The sequence below is a fragment of the Streptomyces sp. NPDC032161 genome (assembly GCF_040636995.1).
GTDB lineage: Bacteria > Actinomycetota > Actinomycetes > Streptomycetales > Streptomycetaceae > Streptomyces.
In genome coordinates, this window is record NZ_JBEZVN010000012.1 from 131,093 (window position 1) to 151,954 (window position 20,862).

The window sequence follows — 20,862 nt, forward strand, 5'->3', positions numbered from 1 at the left end:
GGGGGCCGCACAACGGCACTTGCCCTCGTCCCGCAGGCCAAGTCCGTCCCCTCCCCCATCCGTTCGCACGCGACGCACGTGTGTCGCATCGCAACTGGCGCAACAGCCCTGCCTCACCGCTCCGTTCGGACCCGTCCGCCCCGAGGCCCCGCCGTGCCCGACGGTCATCCGGCCATGCGGTCACCGCTGCGAGGACCGGCCGTACGCTCCCCCGCCGCCTGGGAGCCGGGGCCGGGGCCGGCCGGGCCGCCCCCGTTGCCAGGTCGTTGCGGCTGCCCGGTCGCGGGGACCTTCTGCGGAACGACGGACCGGCGCCGCAGGTAGCGCGGAGCACGCGTGACGCCGGGCGCCGTGCCGGTGCCCGGTGCGGTGCGGCGCCGGGGCAGCACGCCCGAGCCGAGCGCCACGCCCAGCCCGACCAGCACACTCCCGAGGGCCTGCGGAACCCCGTAGGAGCCGGTGCCCACGAGTGGCGCGGTGAGGGCGGCGGAGACCGGGATCAGTCCGGAGAAGAGCGTGGCGCGCTCGGCGCCGATCCGCTGCACGCCCATGTACCAGCAGACGAAGCCGACGACCGTGACGACCACCGCCTGCCAGAGCAGGGCGACGGCTTCGCCGGTCGTGGGTGTCCGGACGACACCGGTGCCGTCCGTCACCAGGCCGAGCAGCAGGGACTCCACTACGGCGATCCCGCACACCGCGGCCGACAGCAGTCTCGGCCCCAGCGGTCCCACCGGCCGCAGTACGGGCACCGCGAGAACGGCGAAACCCGTCTCACCGGCCAGCGCACCCGCCGACCATAGGATGCCCGCCGTGTCGGTTCGGCCCCACCCCTGGACCGTGAAGGCCCCGGCGGCGACGAACACGGCGGCCCCCAGGACGACGCGCGTCGGCCGACGTCCGTCCAGCAGGGGCACGACCGCGGCGACGAGGATCGGGGCGCAGCCGACGAAGACCCCGGGGACGGCGGGTTCGGCGGAGCGTTCCGCCCCGAGGACCGCCAGGTTGAAGCCGACCATGCCGACGGCCGCCAGAAGCGCGAGCCGCCCCCACTGCCGGTGGTGAAGGCCACGCAGTACGGCGACCGGTCCCCCGGACCGCCGATCTCCGGCCACCAGGGGCAGGAGCAAGAGCGCCGCGAGACCGTAGCGCAGCGCCTGACCGCCCGCGTACGGATAGTCGCCGAGCAGGCTGTTCACGGTGAAGGAGGCGCCCACGAGGACGCCGGCGAGGGCTGCGAGCAGCGCCCCGCGCGGGGAGACAGCGTTCATGGAGCCGACGCTAGGCAGAGGTGTGGTCTGTTTTAAGGTCCACTTTCATGACGTCATCGGGGACCAATCCACCGGCACGGGACGAGGAGCCCGGGAGGTTCACGGAGTCCGGCTCCGCGGCCTGGGAGCTGCTGGTGCCCGCTGCCGCCGCGCCGGCACGTCGACGGGGCCACGCCCTCCAGTCGGCTCTGCGCGAGGCCGTACGTTCCGGTCGTCTCGTCCCGGGGACGAGACTGCCGTCGAGCCGGGCGCTCGCCGCGGATCTGCGGCTGTCGAGAGGGCTGGTCACCGAGGCGTACGAACAACTGACGGCGGAGGGCTATCTGCGCAGCGAACGCGGTGCCGGCACCTGGGTGGGCGGGGCCGTCCGGGCCGCCGCGCCGGGGGCGCGTGACCTGGCCCCACGTGCGCCGGGCGCACGTGTGGACTTCCGCCCGGGTACTCCTGATCTCGCGCTGTTCCCCCGCAGTGCCTGGGCCGCCGCCTGTCGCGCGGTGCTCGGCGGGCTGCCGCACAGCGCACTGGGCTATCCCGATCCACGGGGGCTGCCCGAACTCCGGGAGACGCTTGCGGCCCTGCTCGCCAGGCGTCGCGGGGTGGTCGTGGAACCGGAGCGCGTGGTGGTGTGCTCCGGCGTGGCGCAGGCGATGACATTGCTCGGTTTCGTCCTGCGCGATCGAGGTGTGCGGGCGGTCGGCGTCGAGGACCCCGGGAGCCCCGAGCACGCGGCGCTGTTCGCGTCCGCCGGAATCACGGCCACCGCGCTGCCGCTCGACGCCGACGGGCTGGCTGCCGGGCCTCTCGTACGCTCGGGTGTCCGCGCCGTGGTCACCACTCCGGCACACCAGTTCCCCACTGGCATCGCCTATTCCGCCACCGGCCGCGGCAGACTCCTGGACTGGGCCCGTGCCACGGACGGGCTGATCGTGGAGGACGACTACGACGGGGACTTCCGTTACGACCGCGCGCCCGTCGGGGCCTTGCAGGGCCTCGACCCGGAGCATGTCGCGTACACCGGTTCGGTGAGCAAGTCGCTCGCCCCGGGGCTGCGGCTGGGCTGGCTGGTCGCACCGGCGGCGCTGACCGACGAGATCGTGGCCCGCAAGCGCACGATGGATCTGGGCAATCCGGCCGTCGATCAGGCCGTCCTCTCCGAGTTCATCCGCACGGGCGGCTACGACCGGCAGTTGCGCCGCTGCCAGCGGGCCTACCGCGAGCGCCGCGACACCCTGGTCGCCGAGCTGACGGACCGCTTCCCCGGAACGGCCGTGAGCGGCATCGCCGCCGGGCTGCACGTCATCGCGCGGCTCCCCGAACGCTACGGGCCCGAGCCGTCGTTCATGAGGCGCGCGAACGCGGCCGGGGTGGCCCTGCGCCCCCTGAGCGACTGCGAGACGGTGCCCTCCGGGAGCCTGACGGTGGATCTGCTGCTCGGCCATGCGCACCTGACACCGCATGAGATCACGCGAGGGGTACGGCTGCTGGCGTCCGTCCACCGGGAGAACGGCGGGTGACGACGGGTTCGGGCGAGAGGCATCGGGCACCCGCGTGCGAGAACGGGATACCGGCGGGCGGGACACCGACGTCCGCGGGAGCTCCGGCTGCCGGCGCAGCCGCAACGGCAACGGCAACGGCAACGGCAACGGCAACGGCAACGGCAACGGAACAACCGTGGCATGCGGAACCACGGCGACGGCTGCGACGGCTGCGACGGCCGTGGCAGGCAGGACGACCGCGACGAACACGAGGGCCGAGACCGACGGGACGACGGTCACGGCCGTGACGTCCGGGGCGACAGTGACGGCCGCTGCCTGGTGTTCACCTGGGATTGGTGTGCGCGCAGCCGACGGGCACGAGGGTGGGGTCGGCCGACCGGCCCACCCCTGGTCCACCGACGCACCCGCCCGTGGAGGCGCCCCCGATGCCGAACCGTCCTCTTGTCCCATCCCTCGACCGTCGCGGTGTGCTGCGCGGTTCCCTCGCCGTGTCGGCCGCGCTGTCGCTGCCCGCGGTGGGGGCCGCGGCCCCCGCGTTCGCCCTCTCCGGCAGGCCACGCGCCGCATGGGGTGTGCAGGTGGGCGACGTCACCGCCTCGTCGGCGCTGGTCTGGGTCCGTTCGGACCGTCCCGCCAGGATGATCGTGGAGACGTCGGCCACGGAGTCCTTCCGCCGGTCACGCACCTGGCACGGTCCGCTGCTCGGCGCCGGAACCGACTTCACCGGGACCACGCCGCTGTACGGGCTCCCGGCGGGCGAGCAGGTGCACTACCGGGTGACGCTGGCCGATCCGGCGGACCCGCGCCGCACCGGAAAACCGGTGCACGGGACGTTCCGGACGGCGCCCGCCCGGCGCCGGGACGGGGTGCGCTTCCTGTGGTCCGGCGACATCGCGGGCCAGGGCTGGGGCATCAATCCGGACATCGGCGGCTACACCGTCTACGAGGAGATGCGCCGCCTCGACCCCGACTTCTTCCTGTGCAGTGGCGACAACATCTACGCGGACGGGGTGATCGAGCCCAGCGTGACGCTGCCCGACGGACGTGTCTGGCGCAACGTCACCACCGAGGAGAAGTCGAAGGTCGCCGAGACGCTGGCCGAGTACCGGGGGAACTTCCGCTACAACCTTCTCGACGCCAACCTCCGTCGGTTCAATGCCCAGGTGCCCTCGATCGTCCAGTGGGACGACCACGAGGTGCGCAACAACTGGTATCCCGGACAGATCCTCGACGACTCCCGCTACACCGAGAAGAACATCGATGTGCTGGCGGCCCGTTCGACACGGGCGTTCGGCGAGTACTTCCCCGTGTCCACGCTGCGTGCCGCGTCCGGCGAGGGCCGGATGCACCGCGTCGTGCGGCACGGTCCGCTGCTCGACGTGTTCGTCCTCGACATGCGGTCCTTCCGCAACGCCAACTCCCCCGGCCGACAGCCGGACGACGCCACCGGCATCCTCGGCTCCGAACAGCTGCGCTGGCTCAGGCAGGAGCTGTCACGGTCCCGCGCGGTGTGGAAGGTGATCGCCGCCGACATGCCGCTGGGGCTGGTGGTCACCGACGGAGCGACCGACTTCGAGGCGGTCGCCCAGGGCGATCCCGGGCAGCCGCTGGGCCGGGAGCTCCAGATCGCGGAACTGCTCCGGTACATCAAGCACCGGCGGATCACCGGCACGGTCTGGCTGACGGCCGACGTGCACTACACGTCGGCCCAGCACTACGTGCCCGAGCGTGCCGCGTTCAAGGACTTCGCGCCGTTCTGGGAGTTCGTCTCGGGTCCGCTGGCGGCCGGTCAGTTCCCGGCGAACGCGCTCGACGCGACGTTCGGTCCCGACCGGGTCTTCGTGCGGGCACCCGACCGGGCGAACGTGTCGCCGATGGAGTCCCCGCAGTTGTTCGGCGAGGTCGACATCGACGGCGACAGCGGCGAGTTGACCGTACGACTGCGCGCCCAGGGTGGTTCCGTGCTGTTCAGCAAGGTGCTGCGGCCGGGCCTCGTCGGACAGTGAGGCGGCCCCGACCGCCGTCCCCGGACGGCGGTCGGGGACCGATTGTCAGTGGTGGGTCCTACGGTTTTTCCATGACCCGATCCGTTCAGGCATTGGCCTACGCACGCCCGTCCGTCGTGGAGTCCTCACAGGCCGGGCGCCTGCTCGGTCTGGAGACGTCCGGTGGACTCACTCCCCGGGGTGCCGAACCCCATCCCCGGTTCTTCTCCGGATTCCTCACCTCGCCGGGCATCGCCGCCCGCGGCCTGCTGGCCGTGGCGGACGTGGCGTCCGCGCGCTACTACCAGCGGACCCTGCCCGCCTCGCTCGATCCCGTGGTGACGGGCAACGGCGACCGATTGCGCTTCGAGTCGTTCTCCGGCTGCTGCGGCGTGTACGCGCGGCTCGACGTGCTGCGAGAAGGACTGGACGGCGCGGAGACGGGGCACGGCACGACGAACGTGGACGTCAACAACCCGCTGCGGGAGGCCCTTTCCCGGATATCGGGTGACGATCCGCTGCACATGCGGGTGGGTCCGGAGGAGATGGCCGTCACCACGCTGGACGGACCGGTCGTGGAGAAGAAGGTGCCGCTGCCCGACCGGTGGCTGCGCGGCTTCGCGGAGGCGCAGGTGGTGTCGGCCGGTTTCGATCTGCGGGCCGAGCTGCCCGCAGCCGAGGCCGTGCGGTTCCTGAGGTCACTGCCGCGCACGTCGGGGAACGCCTCGCGCGGCGCGCGCTGGGTGATCCCGGCGGGGAAGACACTGCGGCCGACGACTCGGCCGGTGGCGGGGGCGGTGTGTCTTCCGGGCCCCGAGCGGCTGGTGGCGTTTCAGCGGGTGCTGCGTCATGCGACGTCCCTGCGGGTGTACGGGCCGGTGGCCGACGGCGCGGCGACCGCGAGCGCCTGGGAGGCGGTGCTTCCCGGCATGCGGCTCACGCTCACGCTGTCGCCCGAGGCCTCGCGCGGCTTCTCCGGCGAGGGCGGGGTGCTGGAGGCACTGGCCACCGAGGACGCCGCGGCCGACGCCGAACTGGTGTCGCTGCTGCTGGCCTGGGAGCCGCGTATCGAGCCCGCCGACCTGGCGGAGCAGTCGGGTCTGACGGTGGAGCGGGTACGGGCCGCGCTCACCCGGCTGGGGACGGCGGGCCGGGTCGGCTACGACCTCGCGGACGCCGCCTACTTCCATCGCGAGCTGCCGTACGACGCGCACCGCGTCGAGCGGCACAACCCGCGCCTCGTCGCCGCCCGGGAACTGGCCGGCTCCGGAGCGGTCGCGCTCGACGGGGACGTGGCGGTCGTCTCCTCGGGCGAGCGTCGGTACCAAGTGAGGGAGAAGGACGGAATGCTCGGCTGTACCTGCCAGTGGTGGATCGACTATCGCGGCCGTCGCGGCCCCTGCAAGCACGCCTTGGCCGTGCGGATGGTCCGTCGTGGTGCGCCGGTCGCCGGAGGTGCGCGATGAAGGACCTGCTCACCGCCGTCCGGGAGGGGCACGTGAAGGACGTCCCGGGCCTGCTGGCCGGACTGGACCGGGCCGAACGCCGGTCGGCCCTCGTGGAGTTGAAGGCCCTGCGCAAGGAGGCACGGGGCTGGCACTGGAACGAGCGGGAGAGGTCACGCGACGCCCTGTTCGTGGCCGGCGCGGGTTGCCACACGGGGGCGGCGGCGTGCGCCACCTGGCTGGGGGGCCGGGATCTGGTGGGGTGGCGACGGACTCCCTTCTTCCGGGTCGTCGAGGTGCTGGGGGACCGCGATCCCGCCTGGGTCGCCGATGTGGCCCATCGGCTCGCGGCGCGGCCCGCGGCGGTGGAGTCCGCGTACGAACTCGTCGTCGGCCTGGTGAAGCTCGCAGCGTGTCCGGTCCCCACCACGGACGCCTTCGTGCGCGGCTGGGCGGAGCACGTCTCCACCGCGCCCTGGCAGACGCGCAAGACGCGCCCCTTGACCGACATCCTCCGCGCCGACCCGTATCTGCCGGTTCTCCTCCCCCGCGTCTTCGAGTTGCCGGAACTGCCGTCGTCGATGATCTGGTTCGACGAGACGACGCAGAATCCGTGCCAGTGGCCGGTGGCACTGCTCGCTCTCGTCGACGAGGGTCTCGTCGAGCGGACGCGGCTCGTGGAGATGTCCCTTACACGGTTGCTCCGGGGCGGGAAGCCCGCGGAACAGCGGTTCTGCCTGGCGTTGTTGCGGCGGCTGGAGCTGACCGAGCAGGAGGAGACCGGGCATCTCGCCGACTGGGCCGCCATGGCGGCGGACGGGATCTCCACCGTGGCCGGTCACGCCCAGGAGGTGCTCGGCCGGATGGACGAGCGCGGTGAGCTGCCGGTCCGGTCGCTGGCGGAGGTCTCGGGTGCCGTGCTGTTCCGCACCGAGAAGAAGCTGGTCCGGTCCCAGCTCGTGCTGATCGGCAAGGCGTTGCGGCGCGACCCGTCGACGGCCGACGAACTGCTGCCCGCCGTCGCCGAGGTCTTCGGGCACGAGGACATCGGCCTTCAGGAACGGGCACTGAAGCTCGTGACGCGGTACCTCTCCTCCGCCGGTGACACGACACGGGAAGAACTTTCCCTTTCGGCTGCGCAGTTGAGCCCGGTGCATCAGGAAGCCGCGACTGCGGCCTTCGGTGTCCTGCCCGGCGACCGGCCGACTGCGGAACCGTACGAGGAAGTGCTTCCGCTCCCTCCTGTGCCGCTGCCTCTCGCACCCGCGCCGGCCACGCTGCCCGAACTCATCGAGGAAGTGGCACTCCTGACGGGTGATCTGCGGTCCGGATTCGGCGGCTCCGGCGCTCCCTTCGACGTGTCGGCGTTCGAGCGGACACTGGACGGACTGGTACGGCACGCCCACGCCGACCGGACGGCACTGCGCGACGCGCTGCGCGAGGCGCTGACCGGTCAGTGGCGGATCGACAGCGAGCCCAACCCTCATCTCAGGCGGTGGCTCATCTCGCACTCGGGCATCGAGATCGTCGTGGCCACGCTCCTCGGCGGGGAGTCGGCGCGGGCCGTGGCGGCCGACCGTCCGTCGCGGGAGCCCGATTGGAGGTGTGCCCACGCGGCACTGGACGGGATCCGCGAGGCCCGCCTGTGGGAGGCGGCCGACGCCGTGCTCGACGGCGGGGTGCCGTTCCTGCTGGCCATACCCACGTCGCACACCGGTTTTCTCGATCCGGCCGTGCTGGTGGACCGGCTGCGCGCGTACCAGCGCCTGGGCGTCCGGCCCGGTGACGTCGATTTCGGTCAGGCCCTGCTCCGCGTACCCCGCGGCGAGGCACAGCACGAGGCGGCGGTGGCGGCCGCGGCTCTCTGCACGCCGGAGGGGAACCTTCTGGCGGCGTGGCTGCGCACCGACGAACCGCTCGCCCGGGTACGCCGCTTCGACCTGGAGAGGCGGACCCGGACGGCCGGCGGACTGGTGTCGACGCCGGGCACCTGGACGCACCGCGTGCTGATGGCCAGCGAGGAACACCCGTTCGTCCGGACGGAGTTCCCCCGCCTCTTCCGCTGGCTGGGAAAACCGCACACTCCCACGCACCATGTGTGCTACCACTGGGGCGAACGGCCGGAGGGCTGGATCTCGTCCCTGCCTCAGGACGCGGAGACGCTGGCCGCCTGGATGCTGCCGAACATCTCGGTCGGCACGGTCGAGGAGATACGGGACACCATGCGACCGCTGCCGTCGCTCGCCGAGCTCGACGCGCCCGCGGGCGAGGCGGTCCATCTGGCGGTCGCGTACGGTCTGGCGTGCAGGCACCAGGAGGACCGCCTCTCCGCGGTGGACGCCCTGCTGATACTCGCCGCGCGCCAACAGCTGGACGCCTCACTGCTGGGCGAACAACTGACGGCCCTTCTCGAACACGGGGTGGCGAAACCGAACCGGGTCGCGGAGTCGACCCGCACCGCCGCCGCCACCGGCGCGTACCGGACGACGCTCTCCGTGCTCGCCGCGCTCCTGCCCGGACTGCTCACCCGCCAGAAGGCCCCGCGCGGGCTGAATGATCTGCTCGCCGTGGCCGCCGAATGCGCGGAACACTGCGGCGCGGTGCGGGCCGAGCCGATACCCGGGCTCGCCGAGACGGCGGCCCGCGGCGGCTCCTCGCAACTGGTACGGCAGGCGGTACGCCTGCAAGCCGCCTGGAGGGAAAGCGGGACCGGCGTGACCACCTCGGCCGTCGAGGCGTGACCCGCGCGCGAACCGCCCGGAGCGTGGCCGGACACCGTCCGGACCGGCACCGGTCAGGACGGACCGCAATTGATCAAGGCGATATTGCGCCAAAACGGATGCTAGGGGTCAGATGCTCGCTTAACCCATCGGTCACGGACTGTTCGCGATCGGGCAACACCGCTCGGTCACAGTGAACTCATGACTGACAGGACACCCACCACGACCTCCCGCCGCCCGCACCACCGGCGGCGGGACCTGATCGAGCTGGCCGCGCTGTTCACCGCCGTGGCGGTGGCCGACGCGATCGCCAACCTGATCGGGCACCAGCCCGACGGACCGTATCTCCTGATCGCCTCGGCCGTGGCCCTGACCATGACCGCGGCGTTCCACACCTGGTGGGCGCGGCGTCACAGTCACGCTCCCCCGCCGGTCGGGAGCGGTCTCGACGCCGACGACGTCGGCGATGCCGACGGGCCGCCCGGCCACCGCGTCGAGCCCGCGGACGGGCCCGACGGCTCTGCCGACAAGGTCGCGGCGACGGTGAACGTGCCCGAGCCGGCGGGGCCCGGGGCGGCCCCGGCTGGCGAGGGCACGGCGCTGTGGCGGATGCGTACCACCGTGCGGGACGCACCGGGGAGTCTCGCCGCACTGTGCCTGGCGCTCGCCCGGCACCGGGTCGACATCCTCACGTTGCAGACGCACCCGCTGGCGCGCGGAACCGTCGACGAGTTCCTGCTGCGCGCCCCCGCGTCCCTCCGGGCCCGGCAGCTGAGCCGGTCCGTCTCCGCCGCCGGGGGCGGGTCCACCTGGATCGAGCGGGCCGACACCCACGACCTGGTGGACGTCCCGACGCGGGTACTCGGCCTCGCCACACGCACGGCACTGGACGCAGCAGAACTACCCCTCGCCCTGCGCCAGTTGCTGGGGCGCTGCACGATCCGTTCGCTGCCCTCGGTCCCGGTCACCGGTCACGTGCCGGACAGGGAAACGACCCCGGCGGAGGGAGTGCTGGAGGAAACGGTGATGCGGCTGCGGGATCCGTCCGGGGGCACGGTCACCGTCGAGCGACCGTATCTGCCGTTCACGCCGACCGAGTTCGCCCGGGCGCGGGCCCTGGTGGAACTGGACGCCCGGCTGGGCCCCCGCGTACCGCGCACCGAACACGTGCTCACGCTCCCCGAGGGCAACGAGATCACCGTGCGCCGCGCCGACCAGGACGATCTGGAGGCGGCCCGGGCCATGCACGACCGCTGCTCCGACCGGACGCTCGCCCTGCGCTATCACGGCCCGGTGCGCGACGCCGACCGCTACCTGGACCATCTGCTGAGCCCCCGATTCGGCCGCACCCTGGCCGCGCAGACCGCCTCGGGACGCCTCGTCGCCCTGGGCCACCTTCTGTGGGACGGCGACGAGACCGAGGTCGCCCTGCTCGTCGAGGACGACTGGCAGCGGCGCGGAATCGGTTCCGAGCTGCTTCGGCGACTGGTGGCGCTCGCCGTCGAGGCGGGCTGCGAGAACGTCTATGCGGTCACCCGGGCCTCCAACACCGGCATGGTCGCGGCCATGCGTGCGTTGGCCCTGCCGCTGGACTACCAGATCGAGGCAGGCACGCTCGTCATCACCGCCCGGCTGGACGCGGCACCGGTCCGTTCGCTGCCGCCGTACGAGCAAGCCGGTCACTGACGAGCAGGCCGGTCACGGCCACCGGGCCGGTCACAGGGGAACGAGCCCCGCACCGACCGACGAGCACGACCAGCGCCCCGGTGGCCCCATCCCGCCACGCGCCCGACGGCCGGGGGCGCGCGGACCCCCGCCCACACGCCCCCGGCCCTCCTCGCCGGGCCGGACCTCGCCCCTCTACGAGGCCGGGCCTGTCCCGACGGCCCGGACCGCTCCGGGGCCCCGCTCCGCTCCGGAAACGGAAGCGGCCTCGGACACACCGTTCGTCCCGGGCGCGCCGACCACCCCGGACACGTGGACCGTCCGTGAGGCCGGTTCCCGTTCACCGGGACCTGGCTCGTCGCAGTCCAGCGCCCGGGAGAGATCGGCCCACAGGTCCTCGACGTCCTCCAGCCCGACCGACATGCGCAGGAGCCGGTCCCCGACGCCGGAAGCCTGCCGGTCCGCCTCCTCCACGATGCGGTGGCTGATGGACGCCGGGTGCTGGATCAGGGTGTCGACGCTGCCGAGGCTGACCGCCGGGGTGATGAGCCGTACGGCCGAGATCACCCGGTGGGGATCGCCGTGCACCTCGAACGAGACCATCGCCCCGCCCAGTTCCGGGTAGTGGACCCGGGCGACGCGCGGGTGGGCCGCCAGCCTGCGCGACAGTTCCGCGGCGGTAGCGGAGGCCGCCCGCACCCGCACCGGGAGCGTCGCGAGGCCGCGCAGCAGCAGGTACCCGGCCATCGGGTGCAGCACGCCGCCGGTGGCGAAGCGCACCTGTCGCAGACGCGCCGCGAACTCCTCGTCGCAGGCGACGACGCCGCCCATCACGTCGCCGTGTCCTCCGAGGTACTTGGTGGCGCTGTGCAGCACGATCCGGGCGCCGTGCTCCACCGGCCGCTGGAGCACGGGCGTGGCGAAGGTGTTGTCGACGAGCAGCGGCACCGACCCGCAGGAGTGCGCGATCGCCCGGATGTCGACCTCGGCGAGCGTGGGATTGGCGGGCGTCTCCACCATCACCAGACCCGTGTCCGGCCGGATCGCCTCGGCGATGCCCGCCGGATCGGTCCAGGTCACCTCGGTGCCCAGCAGACCGGTGCCGAGGAGATGGTCGCTGCAGCCGTAGAGCGGACGGATGGCGACCACATGACGCAGTCCCATGCTCGCCCGGACCAGCAGCACGGCGGTGAGCGCCGCCATTCCGCTGGCGAACGACACGGCGCTCTCCGCCCCTTCGAGCCGGGCGAGGGCGTCCTCGAACCGGGCGGTCGTCGGATTGTCCAGGCGAGCGTAGACGGGCGGGCCGTCGGGCCTGGCGCCGTTCGCGGCGAAGGCGTCGATCCGCCGGGCCTCGTCCCGGGAGTCGTACGAGGGGTAGGTGGTGGACAGGTCGATCGGCGGAGTGTGCAGGCCGAGGGCCGCGAGATCGTCACGGCCCGCGTGCACGGCTTCGGTGGCGAGCGCCCGCGACCGGGGGGTCGCCGGGGGCGCCATGAAGGAGTCGGTGTCCATGACATCACTCTGAACATCACCCGGGCCTTGCCGGGACTGTCCCGTGCTACGTTCGGCAGATGTCCGAATCCGTCGTTCTCGACCCGGTGGACCTGCACATTCTGCGGCTGCTGCAGAACGATGCCCGGACCACCTACCGCGAGCTGGCCGCCGAGGTCGGTGTCGCCCCGTCGACCTGTCTGGACCGGGTGGCCAGACTGCGTCGTTCCGGGGTCATCCTCGGCCACCGGTTGCGCCTCGACCCGGCGCGGATCGGCCGGGGGCTGGAGGCCCTGCTCTCCGTACAGGTGCGCCCGCACCGCAGGGAGCTGATCGGTCCGTTCGTCGACCGGATCAGGGCGCTGCCGGAGTCCCGCGCGCTCTTCCATCTGACCGGGCCCGACGACTACCTGGTCCATGTCGCGGTCGCCGACACCGCTGACCTTCAGCGTCTGGTGCTGGACGAGTTCACGTCACGGCGTGAGGTGGCCCGGGTCGAGACGCGGCTGATCTTCCAGCAGTGGGAGTGCGGACCGCTGCTGCCGCCGACGGCGGGAGCACAGGGAACAGGGCCCTGAGCCGGAGCACGGAGCGCACGTCCCCGAGCCGGAGTGCGGGGAACAGGTCCCTGGGTCCGAATGCTGATGACGCGGAGGCCCTCGCCGTACGAGGATGTCCGCATGTCAGAAATTGCCGGCAGCGCACTGCCCCGCCAGGTCGCCGACGCCTACGTCGACGCATACATCGAACTCGACCCGATCTCCGGCACGTACCTGGGTGTCGCGGCGAGTTCGCGGCACCTTCCCGACTTCTCCCCCGCCGGGCAGGAGGCCCGTGCGGAGCTCGCCCGCACCACCCTCGCGAAGCTCGACGCCGCGGAACGGCTGCCCGGCGCGGACACCGACGCCGAACGCCGCTGCGGCCGTCTGCTCCGCGAGCGCCTCATGGCGGAACTCGCCGTCCACGAGGCGGACGAGGGGCTGCGCACGGTCTCCAACATCCACTCTCCGGCGCACAGCATCCGCGAGGTGTTCACGGTGACGCCGACCGAGACCGACGAGGACTGGGCGGCGGTCGTGGACCGGCTGCGCGCGGTTCCCGCCGCGCTGGAGGGGTACCGCGCGTCACTGGCGCTCGGCCTGGAGCGCGGGCTGCACGGGGGGCCGCGCGCCACCGCGACGTTCATCGGCCAGCTCGACGAGTGGGCCGGTGACGACGGGACGGGCTTCTTCGAGGAGTTCGCCGCCACGGGTCCCGCGCTCCTGCGCGCCGAGCTGGACGAGGCCGCCGGCCGGGCGACGAAGTCGGTCGCGGAGCTGCGGGACTGGATGCGCGAGGTGTACGCCCCGGCGGTCGAGGGTGCGCCGGACATCGTGGGCCGCGAGCGGTACGCGCGTTGGTCACGCTACTTCAACGGCACGGACCTGGACCTCGACGAGGCGTACGCGTACGGCTGGTCCGAGTACCACCGGCTGCTCGCCGAGATGAGGGCGGAGGCCGGGAAGATCCTGCCCGGCGCGGGTCCCTGGGAGGCGCTGGCCCACCTCGACGTCCACGGCAAGCACATCGAGGGCGTGGACGAGGTCCGGACCTGGCTCCAGGACCTGATGGACGAGGCCATCGAGGCGCTCGACGGGACGCATTTCGAACTCGCCGAACGGGTGCGGAAGGTGGAGTCCCACATCGCCCCGCCCGGCGGTGCCGCGGCTCCGTACTACACGGGCCCGTCCGAGGACTTCTCCCGCCCCGGCCGCACCTGGCTCCCCACCATGGGCGAGACCCGCTTCCCCGTCTACGACCTGGTCTCGACCTGGTACCACGAGGGTGTGCCCGGCCACCACCTGCAGATCGCGCAGTGGACGCACGTCGCCGACAGCCTCTCCCGCTACCAGGCGTCGATCGGCCAGGTCAGCGCCAACTGCGAGGGCTGGGCGCTGTACGCGGAGCGGCTCATGGACGAACTGGGCTTCCTGCCCGACCCCGAGCGCCGCCTCGGCTACCTGGACGCGCAGATGATGCGCGCCTGCCGGGTGATCGTGGACATCGGCATGCACGCGGAGATGGAGATCCCCGCGGACTCCCCGTTCCACCCCGGCGAGCGGTGGACCCCCGGCCTGGCCCAGGAGTTCTTCGGCAACCACAGCGGCCGTCCGGCCGACTTCGTGGAGAGCGAGCTCACCCGCTACCTCTCGATGCCGGGGCAGGCCATCGGGTACAAGCTGGGCGAGCGTGCGTGGCTGCTCGGCCGGGAGAACGCGCGCACGGCGCACGGCGACGCGTTCGACGCGAAGGCGTGGCACATGGCCGCGCTCTCGCAGGGGCCGCTCGGACTCGACGACCTGGTGGACGAGCTGTCCAAGCTCTGACCGGGCGTCCACGCTCCGGCCGGACGTGGAACCGTCCGGGCTCCGGCCGGACATTCGGACTCCGACGGGACCGTGCGGTCGGCCTCTCCGCCTCGGCGGCCGGACGGCGGTGCCGGAGCGAGGAGAGGGCGATCGCACGCGTCGGCCGGCACCCGGGTCCCTCGGGGCCGGGCGGCGTGGGCGTGGGACCGGCCCCGGCACTACCGGCCGCACGGCGGGCTTCGGCGTGACGCAGACGGGCGGTCGAAAGCCGCCCGTCGCCAACCGCCAATCGTCAGCCGTCAGCCGTGCCCGACGCGCGGTGCCGTACCGCCGATCCGCCGCGCTCCTTCACCACTTCGAGCTGGGCGGGGACACGGCGGCGCAGATCGGCCACATGGCTGACGATGCCGACGCTGCGGTCCCGTTCGCGCAGCGAGTCCAGGACGTCGAGCACCTCGTCGAGCGTCTGGTCGTCCAGGCTGCCGAAGCCCTCGTCGATGAAGAGCGTGTCCAGCCTTACGCCGCCCGCCTCGTCGGTGACGACATCGGCGAGGCCGAGCGCGAGAGCCAGCGAGGCGAAGAACGTCTCGCCTCCCGAGAGCGTCGCCGTGTCGCGTTCGCGGCCGGTCCAGGCGTCGACCACGTGCAGACCGAGACCGGACCTGCGGCTTCCGGTCCGGGCGTCGGAATGGACCAGGGTGTACCGGCCGGACGACATGCGTTCCAGCCGCGCGGTGGCCGCGGCGGCGACCTGTTCGAGCCGTGCGGCCAGTACGTAGGACTCCAACCGCATCTTGCGCTCGTTGTCCGCCGAGGTACCGGCGGTGAGCGCGGCCAGCCGTGCCACCCGGTCGTACTCCTCGCGCAGCGGGCCGAGCTCGCGCACCCCGTTCGTGGCACCGCGCGACAGCCGGGCCAGTTCGGCACAGCGCTCCCGTGCGGCGGACAGCGCCGCCGACGCCTCCCTCAGCAGCCGCTCGGCGGCGTCGTACGCGGCCCGCGCGGCGTCCACCGCGGCGGGCGGCCCGTCGGCGGCGGTACGGGCCGCGGTCTCGGCGAGCCGGTCGGCGACGGCGGCGGACTCCGACTGCCAGGCATCGGTCAGCCGCTGGAGTTCACGCTGTTCGGCGTCGGTCAGCAGGCTCGCGGCGGCGTCCTGCGGGGTGTCGAACCCGGCCCGGAACGCGGCGTCGGCAAGCCGGCCGTCGGCCTCCTTGCGACGCTGTGCGGCCGCCTCCTCCTCGCGTACCGCCATGGCGGCCGCGGCCAGCAGCCCGGCCCTTCGCTCCAGCAGCTCCGCGTGCTCGGCGACGCTGGCGCGGTCGCCCCGCGCGAGCACCAACTCGGCTTCCAGTGAAGCCTGTTCCCGGTCCAGCCCCTCCCGCAGGGAAGTGCGGGCCGCGACCCGGCGCTCGGCCGACCGCAGCCCTTCCAGCCGCTCGGAGTGTTCCCGCTCGGCGGCCGCCAGTGCCTCGCGCGCCGCGTGCGTCCCGGCGGCGGTCCGGTGCGCCTCGGCGTGCCGGTGGGTCAGTCCCTCGACGAGTTCGGCGAGTTCGACGACGGAGGGATCGGCGGCGGGCTCGGAGGGGGACGGCGTCGTCCGTGCCACCGCCGCGTCGCCCACCGGGACCCCCGGCCCGGCCGGCTCCGCATCCGCGGCCCCGGCGACGCGCCGCGCACCGGTCCGTTCGACGGCATCCGCGCCGTCCCTCGGCTGCGGCACGGCCGACCGCGCCGCGGCCCGGGCCGTCAGGTGCTTCTCGCGCAGGATCCCCAGCTCCCGGTCGGCCCGGGTGCGCACGTCCTCGGCCCGCCGGTGGGCTTCCAGGGCCCGTTCCTCGGCGGCCCGGTCGACGTGGCCGTCGCTCGCCCGCGCGGGGGCGGGGTGGTCCGTCGATCCGCACACCGTGCAGTGCTCGCCGTCCACCAGCTCCGCGGCCAGTTCCGCGGCGATGTCACGCAGCCGCCGTTCGCGCAGCTCCAGCCAGGACTCGTGGGCACCGACGGCGCGCTCCCGGGCCAGGGCCAGCCGCTCGACGGCGGCCGACACCTCCAGGGCGAGCGCGTCGCGCCGCCGGGCCGCCTCCCACCGGGCCCGGACGGGTTCCAGCCGTCCCGCGAGCTGTTCCGCGCGGGTCGCCGCCTCCTGGGCCTCCTCGACCCGGGCCCGCAGGGCGTGCCGGGTCGCCTCCCAGTCGGCCAGCCAGCCCTTCGCCTCCTGGATCAGCTCGTCGTCCGCCCGGGCCTGTCGCTCCAGCCCGGCACGTTCGGCGTCGATCTCCGCGCTGCGCCGCTCGGCGCGCTTCGCCGCGTCCAGTCCGCCGAGTTCCTGACGGAGCCCGCGCTCCAGTTCGGCCAGTTGCTCGGCGCCCGCCTCGCCGAGGGCGGCGGGCAGCGGCGCGCGGGCGCGGTCCCGGGCCTCCCGGGCGGCGTGGTAGGCGCGTTCGGCCTCCTCGCGCAGTTCCAGGGCGGGGGCGACCTGGTCCGCCTTGCGGGCGCGGGCGAGCCGTTCACGGCGGCGGTCGTGGTCGGGACGGCCGGCTTCGAGCGCGGCTGCGCGGCGCCGGGTCTCCTCGTACCGCTGCTGGAGCGCGGCACGTTCGCGTTCGGCGTCGAGGGCCAGGCGGGCGGATTCCTGTCGGCCCTCGGCGAGCGCCAGTACGGACGCGGCGATGTCGAGCCGTTCCCGGGCGCCGCTACGGGCCTGCGCGGCCCACTCCAGCACGCTCGCGGCGAGCCCGGGGTCACCGGGCCGGAGGCCGGGGAGCACCGCTTCGCGCGCGGCCGGACCGGCGGCCTGGGCGATCCGCTGAGCGGTCGCGAGGACGCGTTCGTCCCCGGCCCTGACCTGGGCCTCGGCGGCACGGCGGAGCTCGGCGAGCCGGTCCTCGACGGCGGCGAAGCGACGGGTGTCGAAGAGCTTGCCGAGCAGTTTGCCCCGCGCCTCGGCGTCGGCCCTCAGAAAGCGCGCGAAGTCGCCCTGCGGCAGGAGCACCACCTGGCAGAACTGGTCGCGGCTCATTCCGATCAGCTGCGTGATCTCCTCGCCGATCTCCTGGTGCGAGCGGCTGAGCGACCGCCAGCCGCCGTCCGGCCCGTACTCGCGCAGGCGGCTCTGCGCCTTCTCCGTCGTGAAGCCGTCGCCCTTCTTCTTGGGGCGGGGCTGGGCCGGACGCCGGGTGACTTCGAGGCGCCGGCCGCCGACGGTCAGGTCGAGCGCGACCTCGGTGGGTACGTCCACCGGGGCGTGGTCGCTGCGCAGCGAGCCGCCGGGGGTCTGACGGACACCGGGCACCGAGCCGTAGAGGGCGTAGCACACGGCGTCGAGGACCGAGGTCTTCCCTGCGCCGGTCGGCCCGTGCAGCAGGAAGAGCCCGGCCGAGGAGAGCGTGTCGAAGTCGATGTGCTGGGTGCTGCCGAACGGCCCGAAGGCCGTGAGCGTGAGCCTGTGCAGCCTCACCGGTTCACCTCGCGCAGCGTGTCGTCCACCCGGACGTGGTCGAAGGCACCGCGCAGCACGGCGCGTTCCCGCTCGTCCGCCGCCGCGCCGCCGCGCACATGTGCCACGAAGTCCTCCGCGATCTGCTGGTCGTCGCGCCCCTGGAGGCGCTGTGCGTACGAGGCGAGCGGGTCGTCGGGGGCCCGGTCGGGGTCGAACACGAGGCTGAGGGTGTGGGGGAAGCGTTCGGCGAGTCGGGCCATCGGTTCGGTGGGGCGCACCGGGTCGGTGAGCGTGGCCTCGACCCAGGAGTCCCGGTGGCGTTCCAGCGCGGGGTCGTCGAGGAGGGAGTCGAGGCGGCCGCGGAGTCTGGCGAGCGGTCGGGGCACCGGGCAGTCGACGCGTTCGGCGGTGATGCCCCCCGAGGCGTCCAGGTCGACGAGCCACATCGTCTTGCGGTGGGTGGCCTCGGAGAAGGAGTAGGCGAGCGGTGAGCCGGAGTAGCGGATCCGCTCGCTGACGGTCTGGCAGCCGTGGAGGTGTCCGAGCGCCACGTAGTCGACGCCGTGGAAGACTCCGGCGGGTACGGCGGCGACCCCGCCGACGGTGATGTCGCGTTCGCTGTCGCTGGGTTCCCCGCCCGCGACGAAGGCGTGGGCGAGCACGACGGACCTGGTGCCTCCGGGCCGTTCGGCGAGGTCGGCGCGCACCCGGTCCATGGCGGCGCCCAGCACCGCCTCATGTCCGGCGCGCCCCGCCCCGAGGACGTCCTTGACCAGGGCGGGTTCCAGGTAGGGCAGCCCGTAGAACGCCACGTCGCCGTGGGCGTCGCGCAGGACGACGGGGGTGGCGCAGTGGGCGGGGTCGGTCCGCAAGTGGATTCCGGCCCGGCCGATCAGCCCGGCGCCGACGCCGAGCCTGCGCGCCGAGTCGTGGTTCCCGGAGATCATCACGGTGGGCACCCCGGCGGCGGCGAGCCGGTGCAGGGCGTCGTCGAAGAGCTCGACGGCGGACAGCGGGGGCACGGCCCGGTCGTACACGTCGCCTGCCACGACGACCGCGTCCACCTCGTGCTCGCGCACCGTGGCCACCAGGTGGTCCAGGTGGGTCGCCTGGGCTTCGAGCAGGGAGACCCGGTGGAAGGACCGGCCCAGGTGCCAGTCCGATGTGTGCAGAATTCTCACGTGCCGGCTCCGCCCTGCGTCATCTTCTTCCTCCGCCCCCGCGTCCGGTTCCGCGCCCGGCGCACACCATGACCGGCCCGCGGACCGGCGCGGCTTCGTGATCCGCGCCGATCGCCCGCCGCGACCGCTTCCGTGCCGGCGAGCACACCGTTCTCCCCGCTGAGCACACTGTTCTCACCGCTCACAGTGTCCCACCGGCATCGGCCGCCCACGGCGCCTTCAGCCGAGAAGATCGACCGGCGTCCCGACGCCGAGCCGTTCCGCCTGCCGGTAGGCGACCCAGGCGACGGCCAGGTCCTGCCAGGGGAGCCCGACGGGTGCGTATACGGAGCGTGCCATGTCCGGGACGCGGCCGGGACGGGTGCCGTCGAGCAGTTCACCGAGCGTGGCGTGCGCGGCGTCGGGCGGCAGTCCCGCCGCGGCCAGGGCTCCCGTGGTCGCCGCGAGTTCGCGGTCGTCGACGACCAGGAGGGCGGAGCCGAGCAGGTCGGCGGAGAGTTCCTGTTTGCCGGGCTCGTCGGCGCCGAGCGTGGTGAAGTGCTGGCCGGGACGGGTGTCTGCGAGGCTCAGCAGCGGGGTCCGCGACCAGGTGGCGAGCAGGACGACGTCCGCGGCAGCGGCGATCTCGGCCGCCGAGCCGAGGACACGGCCCCGGTGCCGGCCGGCGAAGCCTGCCGCGCGCTCCGGGTCGGTGTCGTGCACCACCAGGTCGCGGAATTCGCGCAGGCTCCGTACGCCACGGACCATGATCTCGGCCTGCGCACCCGCTCCGACGACGCCGAGCACCGCTTCGCCCACCGGGTCGGGTGCGGCGAGGACATGGGTTCCGAGGGCCGCGGCGAGGCCGGTCCGCCAGGCCGTGACGGTGGCGGAGTCGAGCAGGGCGAGGAGTTCGCCGTCCCGTCCGCTGTGCAGGCAGATCACACCGCGCAGCGCGGGCCGGGCACCCGGGAACTTGGCGTTGACCTTGACGGTGTACGCGTCGACGCCCGGCAGCAGGCCGGGCATCAGCGCCATCACCGTACCCGGGAACGGGAGGTCCGTGCGGAACCGCCGGCCGGCGACGGTGGAGGCACCGGCCCGACGGAAGCCGTCACGCAGGGCCTCCAGACAGGCGTCCGGTTCGAGCACGGCCAGGAGATCGCTGCTGGTCAGAAGCCGGGTCATGGCCCCATTGTCCGATGCGGCCGACGAGCTCCCACACGTGCCCCCGTTACCTTTTTCGTGGCCCCGCAATGGGGTGCCTGGCCCCCGGGTCCGGTATGGCTGTGTGCCCCCTGTCGAAGTGGATGACCTGGGGGGTGTTGCCGCCGGGCTTCGGGGCACCGCTTGACCGCTGATGAGGGGCCTGACGACCGCCTGGTCCGGTGCAATGCCGGACCGTTTTGCGGGTGGGGATGTCTGCGTAACGTGGTTGCCGGCGTGTGGTGCCGCAGGGACGGCCGGGAGTCGAGGAGACGAGAGGCAAGGGGCACGCGCACATGGCCGACACGACCGCGATAGACCTTTTCCTCGGCCTGGACCTGGGCAAGGAGTTCCACCATGCCCATGGCCGGACCGGGGACGGCAGAACCGTGCACGACAAGCGGCTGCCGAACACCGAGCCGAGACTGCTGGAGCTGTTCACCAGGCTGGTGGCGAAGTTCGGCACCGTCCTGGTGGTCGTGGACCAGGTCGCCAACATCGGCGCGCTGCCGCTGACGGCGGCACGCGCTGCGGGCTGCCGGGTCGCCTACCTGCCCGGGCTGTCGATGCGCCGGGCCGCCGATCTGCACCCGGGCGAGGCCAAGACCGATGCCCGCGACGCGTTCGTGA

Annotated in this window: 13 protein-coding genes; 8 read left to right on the forward strand and 5 right to left on the reverse strand. The window is 73.3% G+C overall.

Annotated features, from left to right (window positions below; translation table 11 throughout):
• Positions 1–164 precede the first annotated feature (164 nt).
• On the reverse strand, positions 165–1,271 hold the full coding sequence (locus AB0E67_RS21995; protein WP_362029322.1) for a DMT family transporter: 1,107 nt from the start codon (positions 1,269–1,271) through the stop codon (positions 165–167).
• 47 nt (positions 1,272–1,318) lie between these two features.
• Between AB0E67_RS21995 and AB0E67_RS22000 the strand changes: the two genes are divergently transcribed.
• The 5 genes from AB0E67_RS22000 (at position 1,319) to AB0E67_RS22020 (ending at position 10,603) form a co-directional block, all read left to right on the forward strand.
• The gene (locus AB0E67_RS22000) at positions 1,319–2,785 is read left to right on the forward strand and encodes a PLP-dependent aminotransferase family protein (protein ID WP_362029325.1); all 1,467 of its coding nucleotides are present in this window, start codon (positions 1,319–1,321) and stop codon (positions 2,783–2,785) included.
• Between the two features lie 407 nt (positions 2,786–3,192).
• Positions 3,193–4,773 (forward strand): alkaline phosphatase D family protein, encoded by a 1,581-nt coding sequence (locus AB0E67_RS22005; RefSeq protein ID WP_362029328.1) that lies wholly within the window; start codon positions 3,193–3,195, stop codon positions 4,771–4,773.
• 71 nt (positions 4,774–4,844) lie between these two features.
• Positions 4,845–6,218 carry an SWIM zinc finger family protein gene (locus tag AB0E67_RS22010; protein ID WP_362029331.1) on the forward strand — a complete coding sequence of 458 codons (1,374 nt, stop codon included), beginning with the start codon at positions 4,845–4,847 and terminating at the stop codon, positions 6,216–6,218.
• Entirely contained in the window at positions 6,215–8,938 is a 2,724-nt protein-coding gene (locus AB0E67_RS22015) for a DUF6493 family protein (RefSeq protein ID WP_362029334.1), read from the forward strand. Before AB0E67_RS22010 ends, AB0E67_RS22015 begins: the two co-directional genes overlap by 4 nt.
• Before the next feature lie 180 nt (positions 8,939–9,118).
• Complete coding sequence (locus tag AB0E67_RS22020; RefSeq protein WP_362029336.1) at positions 9,119–10,603, forward strand: GNAT family N-acetyltransferase; 1,485 nt, start codon at positions 9,119–9,121, stop codon at positions 10,601–10,603.
• 174 nt (positions 10,604–10,777) lie between these two features.
• On the opposite strand, the gene AB0E67_RS22025 is transcribed toward AB0E67_RS22020, so the two are convergent.
• Positions 10,778–12,097, reverse strand: coding sequence for an aminotransferase class I/II-fold pyridoxal phosphate-dependent enzyme (locus AB0E67_RS22025; protein WP_362029339.1), 1,320 nt, complete (start codon positions 12,095–12,097; stop codon positions 10,778–10,780).
• Positions 12,098–12,156: 59 nt separating this feature from the next.
• On the opposite strand from AB0E67_RS22025, the gene AB0E67_RS22030 reads away from it, so the two are divergent.
• Entirely contained in the window at positions 12,157–12,654 is a 498-nt protein-coding gene (locus AB0E67_RS22030) for an Lrp/AsnC family transcriptional regulator (protein WP_351516570.1), read from the forward strand.
• A gap of 102 nt (positions 12,655–12,756) precedes the next feature.
• A complete protein-coding gene (locus AB0E67_RS22035) occupies positions 12,757–14,442 on the forward strand; it encodes a DUF885 domain-containing protein (RefSeq protein WP_362029343.1) in 1,686 nt (561 codons plus the stop codon).
• 274 nt (positions 14,443–14,716) lie between these two features.
• Here the strand turns inward: AB0E67_RS22035 and AB0E67_RS22040 are convergent, their stop codons facing one another.
• From AB0E67_RS22040 to AB0E67_RS22050, 3 genes are all read right to left on the reverse strand, one after another.
• Positions 14,717–17,884: an SMC family ATPase gene (locus AB0E67_RS22040; protein WP_362029346.1), complete on the reverse strand. Its 3,168-nt coding sequence runs from the start codon at positions 17,882–17,884 to the stop codon at positions 14,717–14,719.
• On the reverse strand, positions 17,881–19,047 hold the full coding sequence (locus AB0E67_RS22045) for an exonuclease SbcCD subunit D (protein ID WP_362029348.1): 1,167 nt from the start codon (positions 19,045–19,047) through the stop codon (positions 17,881–17,883). The genes AB0E67_RS22040 and AB0E67_RS22045 overlap by 4 nt, the downstream gene beginning before the upstream one ends.
• Before the next feature lie 219 nt (positions 19,048–19,266).
• Positions 19,267–20,214 carry an ornithine cyclodeaminase family protein gene (locus tag AB0E67_RS22050; RefSeq protein WP_362029351.1) on the reverse strand — a complete coding sequence of 316 codons (948 nt, stop codon included), beginning with the start codon at positions 20,212–20,214 and terminating at the stop codon, positions 19,267–19,269.
• A gap of 314 nt (positions 20,215–20,528) precedes the next feature.
• Here AB0E67_RS22050 and AB0E67_RS22055 point away from each other — a divergent pair.
• A partial coding sequence (locus tag AB0E67_RS22055) for an IS110 family transposase (protein WP_362029354.1) occupies positions 20,529–20,862 on the forward strand: 334 nt, incomplete at its 3' end.